General features: G+C 63.3%; 11 protein-coding genes. 7 read left to right on the top strand and 4 right to left on the bottom strand.

What is annotated here, in order from left to right:
- The first annotated feature begins 276 nt into the window (after positions 1-276).
- From Q0877_RS11670 to Q0877_RS11645, 6 genes are read left to right on the top strand one after another with little or no spacing between them, the layout of a single operon-like run.
- Positions 277-1728, top strand: a complete 1452-nt coding sequence (locus Q0877_RS11670) for a DUF3375 domain-containing protein (RefSeq protein WP_299167966.1) — start codon at positions 277-279, stop codon at positions 1726-1728.
- Positions 1725-2471 carry a DUF4194 domain-containing protein gene (locus Q0877_RS11665; protein ID WP_299167963.1) on the top strand — a complete coding sequence of 249 codons (747 nt, stop codon included), beginning with the start codon at positions 1725-1727 and terminating at the stop codon, positions 2469-2471. The genes Q0877_RS11670 and Q0877_RS11665 overlap by 4 nt, the downstream gene beginning before the upstream one ends.
- The gene (locus Q0877_RS11660; protein ID WP_299167960.1) at positions 2468-5869 is read left to right on the top strand and encodes an ATP-binding protein; all 3402 of its coding nucleotides are present in this window, start codon (positions 2468-2470) and stop codon (positions 5867-5869) included. Before Q0877_RS11665 ends, Q0877_RS11660 begins: the two co-directional genes overlap by 4 nt.
- A 43-nt stretch (positions 5870-5912) precedes the next feature.
- Positions 5913-7055: a Wadjet anti-phage system protein JetD domain-containing protein gene (locus Q0877_RS11655; protein WP_299167958.1), complete on the top strand. Its 1143-nt coding sequence runs from the start codon at positions 5913-5915 to the stop codon at positions 7053-7055.
- A 45-nt stretch (positions 7056-7100) separates the two neighbouring features.
- Positions 7101-7424, top strand: a complete 324-nt coding sequence (locus Q0877_RS11650) for a helix-turn-helix transcriptional regulator (protein ID WP_299167955.1) — start codon at positions 7101-7103, stop codon at positions 7422-7424.
- On the top strand, positions 7414-8655 hold the full coding sequence (locus Q0877_RS11645; protein ID WP_299167952.1) for a type II toxin-antitoxin system HipA family toxin: 1242 nt from the start codon (positions 7414-7416) through the stop codon (positions 8653-8655). The genes Q0877_RS11650 and Q0877_RS11645 overlap by 11 nt, the downstream gene beginning before the upstream one ends.
- A 142-nt stretch (positions 8656-8797) precedes the next feature.
- Here the strand turns inward: Q0877_RS11645 and Q0877_RS11640 are convergent, their stop codons facing one another.
- Entirely contained in the window at positions 8798-10615 is a 1818-nt protein-coding gene (locus tag Q0877_RS11640; protein WP_299167949.1) for a bifunctional UDP-sugar hydrolase/5'-nucleotidase, read from the bottom strand.
- Between the two features lie 158 nt (positions 10616-10773).
- On the opposite strand from Q0877_RS11640, the gene Q0877_RS11635 reads away from it, so the two are divergent.
- The gene (locus Q0877_RS11635) at positions 10774-11076 is read left to right on the top strand and encodes a hypothetical protein (protein WP_299167946.1); all 303 of its coding nucleotides are present in this window, start codon (positions 10774-10776) and stop codon (positions 11074-11076) included.
- Between the two features lie 13 nt (positions 11077-11089).
- Here the strand turns inward: Q0877_RS11635 and Q0877_RS11630 are convergent, their stop codons facing one another.
- The 3 genes from Q0877_RS11630 to Q0877_RS11620 form a co-directional block, all read right to left on the bottom strand.
- Positions 11090-12832 carry a hypothetical protein gene (locus Q0877_RS11630; protein ID WP_299167943.1) on the bottom strand — a complete coding sequence of 581 codons (1743 nt, stop codon included), beginning with the start codon at positions 12830-12832 and terminating at the stop codon, positions 11090-11092.
- A gap of 129 nt (positions 12833-12961) precedes the next feature.
- On the bottom strand, positions 12962-13345 hold the full coding sequence (locus tag Q0877_RS11625) for a PIN domain-containing protein (RefSeq protein ID WP_299167941.1): 384 nt from the start codon (positions 13343-13345) through the stop codon (positions 12962-12964).
- Positions 13346-13350: 5 nt separating this feature from the next.
- Positions 13351-13626, bottom strand: a complete 276-nt coding sequence (locus Q0877_RS11620; protein WP_299167940.1) for an AbrB/MazE/SpoVT family DNA-binding domain-containing protein — start codon at positions 13624-13626, stop codon at positions 13351-13353.
- Positions 13627-13689: the final 63 nt, after the last annotated feature.

The raw sequence follows: 13689 nt of genomic DNA, 5'->3' as shown, positions 1-13689 counted from the left end.
TTTTTCCTGATCAGACGGGCATTTCCCGTTTAAAACGCCGAGTGGCGCTCAACCCCACCGGTGGATTCAGGCTAAGCCTGCTGGACCGTGACCGTCGCCGGTACCGTGGACAGATGCCTGTCCAGAGAGTTCATGAGGTAGGAGGTATCGCTCCAGTACCGTGGAAGCATCACAAATGAGCAGTCCAGCGACCTCATCTCAGCTCACCTCATCGCAACGCCACGGCCCTGACTCGCGAACTGCGTTTTGTCGGCGCCGGGTTGTACCTTTGACGACGTGAGCACGCTCAGCACTGCATACGCAACCGACCGCCTGGCCAAGGAAAGTCCTGCCTGGTCCCTGTTGCGCGGACGGAACGCGGGCGCCGCCGTCGCGCTTTTGGGAACGCATCTCGGTGGTGAGGAAAGACGGCGTCCTGCGCCGGAGCTTTTCGAGCTGATCGACTCCGATCTACAGGGACTGCGTGACCATGGCTTTGAGCTCCCGCAGACCGCACAGGCGTACTGCTCGGAGTGGCGCAACGAGGGCATCCTGATTCGCCGCGTCGCAGAAGAAGCCCGTGGTGAGACCTTCGAGCTCTCGCCCGGCGCGCTCATGGCCATTCAGTTTGTCACCCAGCTTGCCGAACCCCGCCAAGCGGTGACGGAATCACGCCTGTCCAGCATTTTTGCCTCGCTGCGGCAGCTCGCCCGGGACACGGATCCGAGTTCCGCCTCACGGCTGGAAGCCCTGCGCGCGGAGCAGGACCGCCTCAGCGCGGAGATCGAACGGGTCCAGGCCGGTGACTTCGAGGTCCTCAGCGCCGACCGCGCGCTGGAACGGGCCACCGAACTGCTGCTGCTCGGGGATGAGCTGCCCAGCGACTTCGCCCGGGTCCGCGGTGAGCTGGAATCTATCAACCGGCAACTACGGGAGCGCCTTATCAGTCAGGAGGGTTCGCGGGGAACGGTTCTCGAGGACATCTTCCGCGGTGTGGATCACCTCTCCGAGTCCGACGCCGGCCGCAGCTTCAACGGCTTCTTCTCCCTGATCCTGGACCCGGAGCAAAGCACCGGGTTCGAGGAATCGGTCGGCCGAGTACTGGACCGGGACTTCGCCGGCCAGCTGACACCGCGCCAGACACGCTTCCTGCGCCGCATGCTCCCCACGCTGCAGGATCTCAGCGGAGAAGTCCATGACGTCATGACTCACCTCTCCCGCAGCCTCCGCCGCTTCGTTCAGAGTCAGGAACTCGAGCAGGACAGGAAAATCAACTCCCTGCTTCGGGCAACCCTGAAGGAGGGCGTCGAGGTCAGCAGCAGCGTCAAGGTGTGGCAACAAACGGGTCTGGACCTGGATCTCACCTCAGTCCAGCTCGGCACGGTTGCCGCCTTTGCTCTGCACAACCCCGCGGATTCAGAGACGGTGGCCAGCCTTCGGACACAGGATGCCGCACCGGTGGATCTCCGGGAGCTGCGCGAGCTGGCCCGGGCGTCGGAAATCGACATGAAGGAACTCATCTCCAACGTCAATGACGTCCTGGAGCGACGCGGCGCCGTCACCATTTCTGAAATACTGGACGCACACCCGGCCACGCAGGGAGTGGCCAGTGTCGTCGGTCTGCTGGTTCTGGCCGAGAATCAGGGGCGGGAACTCGGCGGCGAGGAGCCGGTGAGCTGGAAATCGTCCCAGGGAGTCGCCCGGCACGGCGTGGTTCCCTCCTATCTCTTCACCCGGAAGGTGTCATGACCACGTCCACCGAAGCCAGCCTGGACAACAGCGCGGACGCGGGCCCGGAACACCGGCCGGACAACACCGCACTGTGGGACGGCGACACCGGTACCCTTCGGGACCCGTCCCGCCGCGCGCTGGTGCAACTGCTGCGCGGGCCGTTCCTGTCAGCGGAACGTCACGGCCACCTCTGGGCTGCCCTGCTGAATGACGAACCGGAGATCCGGTCCCGCCTCGCGGATGCGTATCTGGAGTTGGTGGTCGACGTCGAAAGCCAGCTTGCGTTCGCCCGCAACGTCCGGGTCCCGGACACGGATGCACCGAAAGTCATGCGCAGCCATCCCCTGACCTTCATGGACACCGCGATGCTGCTGCACCTCCGCCAGCAACTGCTCCACAGCGACGGCCGCGAACGCGTGATCGTCGGCAAGGACGAGGTATCAGACCAGTTGCAGGTCTACCGCGGAGCCACGGACTCGGACCCGGCAGGATTCGCCAAGCGGATCAACTCCTCCTGGCAGAAGATGGTCACCTACGGCATCCTGGCGACCACCAGCACCGAGGACCGCTTCGAGGTCTCTCCCGTGCTGCGCCTGATCTTCGGAGCCGATGAGATCGCCGCGGTCCAGGCCGAGTACCGCAGGCTCGCAGCGCGGGGCATGTCCGAGGACGCAGCCGAGGCCGGCGAGGACACCGAGACGAGCGAGGACACTGAGACGAGGGCGGACACTGAGCTGAGCGCGGAGGAAAGCAAAGCATGAGCACCGACACCCTGCCCGGCCTCGAATTCGACGACCGCGCCATTCCCGAGGCTGCCCCTGTTGAAGGCGGCACCCTCCCCGGGCAGTGGCGCCTGGACGGTGTGGAACTGGTGAACTGGGGAACGTTCCAGGGCCACCACACGGTGGACGTGGCGCGCGAAGGGTTCCTCATCACAGGTCACTCCGGGTCCGGCAAGTCTTCCCTGCTGGACGGAATCGCCGCCGTGCTGACTCCGCGGAAGTGGCTGAGGTTCAACGCGGCCGCGCAGGACGTCTCCAGCCGGGGCGAAGACCGCTCGATTGTCAGCTACATCCGTGGCGCCTGGCGTCGTCAGGCTGATGAGGTTACCGGAGAGGTGGCCAGCGACCACCTGCGCCCGGGTGCCACCTGGAGCGGCATCCTCCTCCGTTACCGCGATGGCCGCAGCCAGCACCCGGTGGTCCTGGTTAAGCTTTACCACCTCAAACGCGGCAGCAACTCCCCATCCGAGGTGAGCGAGCTGCACCTCGTGCTGCAGGAGGACGTCTCGCTTCCGGACTTCGAGGTCTACGCCCGTAATGGCCTGGAGCCACGGCGGATCAAGGCAAACTGGCCCGATGCCGCCACGGTCACCGACCAGCACTCGAGCTTCTCCCGCAAATTCCGCAGCCTGCTGGGTATTGCCAGCGACAACGCGCTACTGCTCCTGCACAAGACCCAGTCCGCCAAGAGCCTGGGCAACCTCGACGAGCTCTTCCGCAACTTCATGCTCGACGAACCTTCCACGTTCCGGCTCGCCAAGACGGCCGTTGAGCAGTTCTCCGAGCTCGCCGAAGCACACCGCCTGGTGGTGGATGCCCGGCGGCAGGTCGAACACCTTGAGCCCCTCGTTCCCCTGTGCCGCCAATACGAGGAAGGAACAGGGGTCATCGAGCACGCGGCCCGGCTGCGGCATTCCCTTGAGCCTTTCAAGGACGCGTGGAAACTCCGTCTAGCTGAGCAGGAGCAGGAAACAGCGCAGCATCGGCTGAAAATCGCGGAGGCCGAGCTCACCACGGCGGCCGCTGCCGTCGAGGAAGCAGACCAGGCCCACGGGCTGGCCCGCGCGCAGGTTGAGAACAGCGGCGGCCAGGCACTCGCACAACAACGCGAATGGCTCAGCCTCGCTGAAGCAAAAGAACAGGAAGTACGACGGCGGCGGGCTGACCTGGAGCAGGACCTCAGCTCGGTGGGCATCACCTTTCCAGCTTCCCTGCAGGAGTTCGAGGAACTCCGCGCCACTGCTGAGAAAGAGCGCACCGAGCTGGATGCTGCAAGGTCGAAGGGCGACCAGCAGTTGGATGAGCTCCGCGGCAAACGCACCGACCTTGCCCGCCGCCGGGAGTCCCTTACCGGGGACATCCGTGCCCTGCGCCAGCAGTCCTCGAACATGGACCGGCGCAATCTTCAGGCACGGCAGCGCATCTCGGACGCCACCGGATTGCCGTCGTCGAGCCTGCCCTTTGTTGCCGAGCTCCTGCAGGTCCGCTCCGGTGACTCTGCCTGGACCGGCGCACTGGAACGTGTGCTCCGCCCGCTGGCAACCATCATGCTGGTGCCGGCCGTCCATGAAGCTGCCGTTTCCAAGGCCATGAACGGCATGGATCTGGGCACGCGGCTGGTCGTGGAAGTAGTGGGTACGCGCGTGGAAGCGCCGCGCACCACGCGGTCGGGCCGCTCCCTCATCCACAAACTCGAGGTCCGTGAGGGCCCAATGGCGGCCTGGGTGAATAGTCAGCTCTCCCGCTTGTATGACTACGAATGCGTTGAGGACCCGGCGGAGCTCAAACCGCTGGAGAAGGGCGTCACGCTGGCAGGGCAGGTTAAACGGTCCCGCAGCCGGTATGAGAAAGACGACCGCCACCGACTCGACGACCGAGAATTCTGGATCCTCGGCTTCGATAATGAGGCAAAGGTTGAGCACCTTCTCGGCCTGCTCAAAGAGGCAACCCGAGGCCTTGAAGCGGCGGCCGCCGAAGTGGCGAGGGCAGAGCGGATGCGCGACGCCGCCGTCGAACGCGTCCGCGCGCTGGAGTCCCTGCAGCACCGCAGTTGGGAAGATCTCGATGTGCCGGCCGCTGAGAGTGCCCGGCGAATGCAGTTGCAGCGCCTGGACACCCTGCGCGCGGCCAGTAGCGACATCCGGCTTGCGGAAAAGGCGCAGCAGGATACCCGCGAGCGGTTAGCGGCGGCAAAGGAACACGAGACGGTCAAGCGGACGCTTGTCGCTGATGAGCACAGCCGTCTGAAGGAACTGGATCGGATCATCAGTGAGCTCACATCGGAAGTGCGAACACCGGTGGGGGACGCAGACGCAGCCGAGCTCGAACAGCGCTTCCACAGCATCCGCCGGAGTATTACGCATGCTGAAATCGACGGTGTCGCACTGAAGGTCAGCGGCGCGCTCACCGAGGAGGAGAACGCTGCCCGCGGTTCGGTGCAGGCGGCGGAGCAGTCCATCGTGGCGATCGAGTTTTCCTTCATTTCGTCGTGGCGGGCTGTTGCGGGCGATCTCACCGCAGAGATCACCGACCGTGGCGGCTTCCTCGACATCCTGGGAAAACTTCGTGCCGACCGGCTGCCGGAGTTCGAGCAGAAGTTCTTCGACCTGCTGGAAAGTCAGGCGCAACGGAATGTCGGTCAACTGGCCAACGAAATCCGCCGCGCGCCCGGGCAGATCCGGGAGCGAATCGACCCGGTGAACCAATCCCTGCGCCGCTCCCCTTTTGACCAGGGCCGGTATCTCAAGATCATGGTCAAGGACAACAATTCCGAGGCGAAGACCAAGTTCATGCAGGATCTCCAGACCATCTCCGCCGGGTCCTGGGCCGAGGAAAGCCGCGAGGCCGCAGAGCAAAAGTTCGATGTGATGAACCGCCTCATGACGCGCCTATCCTCCAGCGAAGCCGGGGACCGCACCTGGCAGCGGCAGGTCCTGGACACCCGGCAGCATGTCCGTTTCACCGGGGTTGAGCTGGATGAGGCCGGCACCACGGTCAATATTCACGATTCGAGCGCCGGGCTCTCCGGTGGCCAGCGGCAGAAACTGGTGATCTTCTGCCTGGCCGCTGCACTGCGGTACCAGCTGGCTGAGGATGAGGACGACATCCCCGGTTACGGCACGGTCATCCTCGACGAGGCTTTCGATAAGGCAGACAGCGCGTTCACACGGATGGCCATGAACGTGTTCCTCGAGTTCGGCTTCCACATGGTTCTGGCCACACCGCTAAAGCTGCTGCAGACTCTCGAGGATTACGTGGGCGGCATAGCGCTGGTGGTGTGTCGGGACTTCCGCGACTCACGGATAGGGGTGGTTTCAGTCGGCGACGGCAAACTGCAGGGCGCCACTGATGAGTCGGCGCCGGAGACAGACGCTTGATGCCTCGAGGACGCCTAGAGTTTCGGGGCCGAGGTCTCGCCTGATGCCGGCCGCGAAGCCGTGGATCGGCGTCGAACAGGCACGCGCTACCGCGGCCGGCAAGTATGAGCGAAATTTCGGTGAGTGGGCGGTAGGTGGTGGTGCCGACGTCGTCGTCGAATTTCCGCTGCATCCTCCCACCGAACAGGCAGCCCTCGCGAACCAAGGTGCGGCGATCGCCTGGGTGAAATCCTGGCGCGACGCCGGACTGGGGGACGCGGTGGTGTGGGCGCCGCGCCGCTGGGCGAGCCTCGGAACGCAGCAGGTTCCGCACCGGCTGCGCCTCAGTGGTGCCGTCGATGTGGCACGGTTCGCGCGGAAGGGGCAGCATTGGTCGCGCCTGAGCGCGCGAGTCCAGGCACTGCTGTCGACGTTCGACGGCGGCACGCTGGCTGAAGCGGTGAGGCGCAGTGCACGTCGGATTGCGGAGCTTGATGACGCCGACTTCGACCGGTTGTTCCTGGTGCTTCAATGGCTGGAAGCGAATCCGCAATCGGGGCTCTATATCCGGCAGCTTCCTGTGCGCGGCGTCGACACCAAATGGGTCTCGACCCACCGCAGCCTGGTGGAAAAGCTGTTCGCAGCGCTGACGGGCAGGGAGTCCCTCGGGCTGGGCGCTCCGCCGGTGCTGGTGCGGATGCGGTTCCTGGATCCCGATCTGAGTCCCGGCGGTCTGGTGGATGTAGCGGCACCGGTGTCAGAGCTGGCTGCCTTGAACATTCAGCCGCACACCGTTTTCGTGTTCGAAAACCTTGAGTCGGTGATCGCGATGCCGCCGGTTCCCGGCGCGGTGGTCCTTCACGGTGCTGGATACGCGGTGGACCGGTTGGAGCGTATTCCGTGGGTTCGGGATGGCCGGGTTGTGTATTGGGGCGATCTTGATTCCCACGGCTTTGGAATTCTGAACCGAATCCGATCTGCTTGCTCCAACGTGTCCACTGTCCTGATGGACATTGAGACCCTTGAGGCCTACCGCGATCTCTGGGTGAAGGAGCCTGTTCCATCCACTGGAACGTTCAGCCATCTCCTGCCTGCCGAGCAGCACGTCATGGCGGAGCTGAAGCGCCAGGGGAACGTTCGGCTGGAACAGGAACGCATCGAGTGGAGCTACGCGCTGACCCGACTACTTTTCACCAATGTATTGTAGCTAAGATCGATTAAGAACCAATAAAGTACAGTCGAGGCTCCTCTCATGAAGATATCCCGCACTTACGCCCCACGTACCCTAAGTGCTCTTTCTACGCTGGGGCAGCAGATAACAGTGGAACGCCGGCGTCGAGGATGGACGCAGGCGGCCTTGGCTGAGAGGGCCGGGGTTTCGCCCACCACCCTCCTGTCCATCGAGAAGGGATCGCCCAAAGCGGCAATCGGAACCGTGTTCGAGGTCGCAGGCCTCCTCGGCATTCCGCTGGTCGGTGCTTCGGACCCTGCAGCCCGCCAAATGCTGGAGGAGCGGCTCGCTATCCTCCCTCAACGGGTACACCAGCCAAAGACGGAGTTCGACGATGACTTCTAAGGCCTATGTCTGGGTATGGCTACCGGGGACACAGGACCCAGTCGTCGCTGGACGGATTGATGAGACTGCGCGGTCCCACTCATTCACCTATGGGCGCAGCTATGTGGAGCGAGAAGATAGCTTGCCGCTTTACCTTCCGGAGCTGCCATTGATACGCGGCACTCAGCGTCCACACCCGAGCTGGGAAGCGCACGGCTGCATTCAGGATGCCGGCCCTGATTACTGGGGAAGACGCGTGATCCTGGCGAAGCATTACGGACACCTTCGCCCGCAGAGCGATACGGATGATTTGCCGTTCCTCAGTTACCTTCTCGAATCGGGATCAGACAGAATCGGGGCGCTCGATTTCCAACGGTCCCCCACCGAATACGTGGCACGAACTTACGATCACCAGGCAGACCTCAGCGACCTCCTCTCTGCCAGCGACCGGATAGAAGCAGGGGAAAGGCTTCCTCCTGCTTTGGAGGAGGCGATTTTCCGTGGAACGTCTATCGGTGGCGCCCGTCCCAAAGCCCTGCTTGACGACGCCGCGACAGGCACACGCTTGATCGCCAAATTCTCAAGCAAGACGGACAATTACCCGGTGATCAAGGCGGAGGCCCTGGCAATGAAACTCGCCTCTGACGTGGGGATCAATGTGGCACCCACGCGGATCGAATCAGTACACGGGCGCGATGTTCTCCTCGTTGAGCGCTTCGACCGAGGAGAAAACGGGGAAAGGAAAATGCTGGTTTCTGCGCTCACCATTCTTGGCGAACAACCCATGACCGGTCATTACTGCACCTATCCGGACCTCGCCGACCAGATCCGGGAGCGGTTCACCGACGCGAGAGCCACTTTGCACGAGCTGTTTCGCAGGATCGTTTTCAACGTCGTTATCGGCAATACCGATGATCACGCCCGGAATCACGCCGCTTTCTGGGACGGTAACGCACTAACGCTTACTCCGGCCTACGATCTGTGTCCCCAGCCCCGGTCAGGCGGCGAGGTGACTCACGCTCTCGCCATTGGCCGCGACGGGGACAAGCGTTCCAGGTTGGAGGTCTGCGAAAAGGCGGCCCCCGTCTACCTGCTTGACCGGCTGGAAGCGCGTGCGATTATCGAGCACACGGTTTCAGTTGTGAAGACCGGGTGGCGTGAAGCCGCGGACGCCGTAGCTCTGAGCGAGGTGGACCGCGAGCGCCTACGAGGTGGTGCGCTTCTGAACCCGTCCATTTGGTACCAGGATTAAGAAGCCTTGCCCGTCAGTACGCGAGTTGAATCGAGGCTGCAGATGGTTGATTTGAAGCAGTGACGGGGCAGGACGCGGACCGTTCGGTCCGCGTCCTGCCGTATCAATACCCCTGATGCCGCTGCCGGGTACCGCCGTCGTGCTAGTTGAAGACGGGCTCGCCTTCGCGGGTGAGCTGCCAGTTCTCCTCGAAGAAGTTCGCCGGGTCGATGGTGCCCTGGGCGATCAGGTAGTCGATGAGCAGCTGGCGGATCTCCGTCTGCTGGTTCACGAGCACCGGAGCCGTGGCGATATGCGGGAAGTTGCCGCCGCCGGACTGCCGGTAGTTGTTCGTCGCCACAGCGAAACGCTGAGCGGGATCGATCGGTGCGCCGTTGTAGCTCAGGTTGACGATGCGCTCCCCCACGGGCTTGCTGATGTCGATGCTGTAGGAGACACCGGACATCATGTCGTAGTTGTAGTCCGGAGTGCCGCCGGCGTTGGTCAGCGTTGCGGGATCAACCGGAGCGCCGGGTGCGGTCTGGTTGAAGTACTTCGCCGAGTACTCGAGGTAATCCTTGATCTGCACGCCCGTCATCTCGACACCGAAGAGCGTGTTCGGGAAGACGTACAGCCCGGCCATATCCCGGATGGTCACGGGGCCCTCAGGGATGACGGCTGCCCGGTTGAACGGAGCAACGATGGACAGCACCGGAAGGTCCGCGTTGGCGGTTCCCTCCAGTGCCCGGTCCACGGCGTCAGCCTGCACCTTGTTCACGAAGTCCATGACGGCTGTGTCCTTATACCGGGACTCAGCTGCCGACATGGTCTCCGCAGCGGTACCGATTGCTGTGTTCACGTAGTCGACAACCTGCTGGTGCTGGTCCGCCACCAGCGCCGAAATCTCCGGATCAGCAGGAACGGTGTTCGCATTCAGCAGTTCCGCGTTCGCAGAAACAACGTCCCACTGCCCGCGGACCTTGACCAGCTCGAAGTCCATGACGGACAGCCGCTGGCCCCACTGCTTGGGCTCGGTGAGGAGCACCTGCTCGCCGGTCTCTTCGTTGGTAATGAAACGCTCGGCGATCTCACGGTGCTCGTGGCCGGCCAGAATGGCGTCGATCCCCGGCACTTCCTCCGCAATCAGCGTCGAAGCGTTCTCGACCGGCAGGTCTCCGCCGTACGACGAGGTGCCCGACGGCCCGGAGTGGGAACTGACAACAACGACGTCGGCGCCGGCTGCCCTCATCTCGGGAACGTATTTTTCAGCCTGCTCAACCATGTCGAGGAAACGCAGTTCGCCCTCAACGTTGTTCTTGTCCCAGATGGCGCTGCCCGGCGTGGTGAGGCCGAGAATGCCTACCCGGATCGGCTTCTGCCCCTTGAGTTTGACCGTCTCGATGACGTACGGAGTGAAGCCGTCCTCGCCGGTCTCCCAGTCCTTCACGTTGGCGCCGAGGAGCGGGAAGTCGAGCTGCTCCTCATAGGCGCGCAGCAGCGGCAGCCCGTAGTTGAACTCATGGTTGCCCAGCGTTGTGGCGTCGTAATCCAGGGCGTTCATGGCCGCGGCCATCGGGTGCAGCTCGCCGGTCTCGTTGATGGGTTCGACGTTGGCGTAGTAGTCCGTCAGTGCGGTGCCCTGGATGGTGTCACCGTTGTCGATGAGGAGGGTGGACTCCTCTCCGCGATCCGCACGGACCTGCTTGACCAGGCTGGAAATCTTGGCGAGGCCAACATCGTTGGAGGCGGCGTCGTCGTACTCTGCGTTGGTGAAGTAGTCCCAGTTCTCAATGTAGCCGTGGAGATCACTGGTGCCCATCACCGTGATGGTGGCCGTCTTTCCGTTGGAACCCTGGATGGTGGAACCCTCGGTGTCGCCGGGTGCGGCGGTTGCTGCCGGTGCGAGCGTCAATGCTGCGACGCAGCTGAGCGCGACGGCCGTGATGGCACGGCGAGGCCCTCTGTTGAAAGTGTGGAACACGTGAAACCAACTCCCTGTCGTAATGCGGTGACAGCAGGCTACCCGTGACCGGTGACACTTTGGGAACGCCGTGCCCTGATTCGGGTGAACAGGCGTTGACATGGCCGGCGAAACGAGGACGATCAGAGGTACACACCGGCTCAGCGTTGGAGGGCACCATGGCAGTCAAGAACCTGGCAATCAACGACGACGGCGGGCACGTACCGTTCCAGGTTGAGCTGGTGCCCGAATCGGAAGACCCGGCCCTGCGCATTCCGGGCGCGGTCGCTGCTGCCGCTATTGCACCCAGTGCGGTGCTCGCGTTTCTGACAGCCGACGACGACGCCTCCCCCTACAGTGATCCAGCCGCCTTGCGCGCGGGGGACTCCGGCCAGACCTATACGGGTGTCGCGGACCCCGCCCCGGAGGCGGACTTCGCCGGATCCTTCGACGCGGGCTTTGCGGACGGCGGCGGCGAGTAAAACCGAGATGGAATTAGACAGGACGAAGGTGTCCGCCCCGCCCCTTGCTCGCACCGAGAGCTGACAGCGACGCGACGTAGCCTACGGCATGCACTGCGTCGGAACCGGCTCCGTCGGTCAGGGGCCGGAGCCTGGCAGCGTCGATATGCCCGGACAGCGCTCCCTGAAGCTGAGCGAGGATCTCCAACCGGTTCAGGCTCTTCGACTGCAACCGCACGGCTGCTTCCCAGACCTGCGGCGGGTCGTTGTGCCACAACTGCGAAATCACGAGCTCGCGCAGCGCGGCGTCCCAGACGGGCGAGCCATCCGGTTCACCGCTCCGGGGATACTCCTTCTTCCCCACACCATGGAGTTCCTTCAGCTCGCCGAGCACCAGGAGCCGCAGCTCATCCGCCCTATTGGCGTTCAGCTGCGGGTAATCTTCCGCACCGATCCGCGTGCCGAAGTAGGGCATGGCAAGCTGCCGGCGCCCGATGGCATCCTGCACTTCCTCCATCGTGTCCATATCCAAGCCTTCGAGAAACGCCATGCTCGGTGACGTGAGCTCCTCGCCGTCCTCAATCAGATCGGCCACGGAATCGAGGGTGGTCGCTGCTGCATGCTGCACCAGTTCAATCGCCAGCGCCGGAAGCTGCTGACGCTTCCCACACCAGGCAATCCACGACTCAAGGAACAGCGGAAGCGCCTCTCGCTCCTCGTCATCGAGCGTCACCTTGCGCGGCAGGAACCAGCCGGTGAAGCTGCTGATTTTCGGAGGGCTGACGCGGAGGAGGCGGCCGTCGTCGTAATTGCGTCCGTACATGATCGCAAGCTCGGCGAGCCGCGCGAACTCCTCATCGAAGTCTCGGACCGCGTGGTCGGTCGGGTCCTTCTGCAGATCCGCCAGGAACTCGGCGGCCAGCCGTTCGTTCTCCGCCCCGATCTCCTCGGCCTGGGACAGTACGTCGGCTTCGACGGGGATGCGGCGGTCGGCGAGGTCGACGACGTCGTTACCCGGCAGCGCACGCAGCCGGCTCAGTGCCAGCGAACGGCTCGCTGCATACTCCGCCGCCAGGTCAGGATCGCTGGTGATGTCGGTGGCGTCAATCGCAGCGATGCCCAGGGCCCGCACCTCGGTCAGCGATGCAGTCTCAATCTGCATCAGGCCGTCCATATGCCCGGCGAACCGTTCCCGGTCCTTGACAAGCTTGCGCGCGCTTTCGTCGAACGTCAGGCTGGTGGCGTAACCGCCCATGTGGTTGGTGTCGATCGTCATGGCCATTCCGTGCTTGCGCCGTCCGGTGCGGAACTCGATCACCAGCTCGATGGAGTCACCGAAAACATCCGTCAGCATCCACGCTTCCGTGGCCTCAAGCTTTCGCAGGGGCGCAAGCCATGCCGGCGGCGCTACGTCTGCGTCCATCAGGCGCTGAGCGGCCGCGGCGGCTTCGGCGTCAGCGGGTGGATCAGCCACTTGCGCAAGCGCCCATAGCATAGCGGCAGCTGCGGCATCCCGCTGTCGTTCGACGTACCGCACCCAGTCGCCGAACATCTCGGCATCGATTCCAGGACCAAGATTCGTGGTTTCATGCATGACGGAGTACAGCTCCGACGCAATCAGCTCACTGTGCAGGGAAGACGTATGATCCGCCTCCACTGCAAATAGCGGAGCCACGGTGCGGTAGACGTCCGCGATGGGGTTGCTGGGCGGGCCGGTCCTGCGGTTCTTGTTCCTGGCCGCGGACTTGGGCTTGCGTGTACGGCTTTTCGGGCTCATCTTTCGATGATGCCATCTTGGCCCCAGCCTTCACGAACGTATTCCGGCAGTTGACCGGCGGCCAGGGACATGGCAACGAACGACGGCGGCGTGCACGTGCCGTTCCAGGTCGAGTTGGTGCCCTACCGCTCACTTGAGCAGCTTCATTCCCTTCAGGGTGGCCGCCTGTGTGTCGAACGTAGCGGTGTAGTCGCAGCCTCGCTCACGCCCGTTGAGGGCAATCAAAGCATCTGCGAAGTCATAGCCTTCAGCAGCTTTGCGGGCTGCCTGACGGACGACATCAGAGTGCTCCACTACAACTTCTTCTGACGAGGCGAGGTTCAGGAGTACGTCGGCGATCTCTGCATAACTCACTTTGTAGACGCGCTTGAGTACCCAGAACGTCTCCACCAAAACTGTTGCGCTGAGATAGCCGGGCGACTTCGGCGAGAAGGATCCAAAGAGCGCAGACGCCGCAGTGGATTGTTCGGGATGATCCTTGATCAGATACCTGACCAGGACATTAGTGTCCACGCCGATCACGTAGTTGCACCGGGTTCCGGACGTGCATGCCCAGCGCGTCCCGCCTCTTCCTCGATGGCGTCCTGCATCTCGGCCAGAGAAACCGGCTTGCGGCCGGCATTGTGGAATACGCCTTCAAGTGACTTGACCGACGAATGAACAGGTTCGACGACTACGCGGCCCTCTCCGGTGAGAATGAAATCGATTCTGGAGCCCGCCTCAAGGCCGAGTTTCTGTCGGATCTCGAGCGGTATGGTGACCTGGCCCTTACTGGTTACCTTCGCGAGAGTCATGCGTCAATCTTACTCAAGAGGAGCTTCCTTACCAATAGGTAAGGAAGCTCCTCTCGCGGATAC

This window comes from uncultured Arthrobacter sp., assembly GCF_947495145.1.
GTDB lineage: Bacteria > Actinomycetota > Actinomycetes > Actinomycetales > Micrococcaceae > Arthrobacter_D.
Note: the sequence above shows the minus strand (reverse complement) of the source record. Positions and strands in the feature narration are given on the sequence as shown.

Bases quoted from the DNA above. Each gene is read 5' to 3' on its own strand.
- Q0877_RS11620 (WP_299167940.1), bottom strand. From the start codon at position 13,626: ATGACTCTCGCGAAGGTAACCAGTAAGGGCCAGGTCACCATACCGCTC.
- Q0877_RS11650 (WP_299167955.1), top strand. From the start codon at position 7,101: ATGAAGATATCCCGCACTTACGCCCCACGTACCCTAAGTGCTCTTTCT.
- Q0877_RS11645 (WP_299167952.1), top strand. From the start codon at position 7,414: ATGACTTCTAAGGCCTATGTCTGGGTATGGCTACCGGGGACACAGGAC.
- Q0877_RS11630 (WP_299167943.1), bottom strand. From the start codon at position 12,832: ATGAGCCCGAAAAGCCGTACACGCAAGCCCAAGTCCGCGGCCAGGAAC.
- Q0877_RS11635 (WP_299167946.1), top strand. From the start codon at position 10,774: ATGGCAGTCAAGAACCTGGCAATCAACGACGACGGCGGGCACGTACCG.
- Q0877_RS11660 (WP_299167960.1), top strand. From the start codon at position 2,468: ATGAGCACCGACACCCTGCCCGGCCTCGAATTCGACGACCGCGCCATT.
- Q0877_RS11655 (WP_299167958.1), top strand. From the start codon at position 5,913: ATGCCGGCCGCGAAGCCGTGGATCGGCGTCGAACAGGCACGCGCTACC.
- Q0877_RS11665 (WP_299167963.1), top strand. From the start codon at position 1,725: ATGACCACGTCCACCGAAGCCAGCCTGGACAACAGCGCGGACGCGGGC.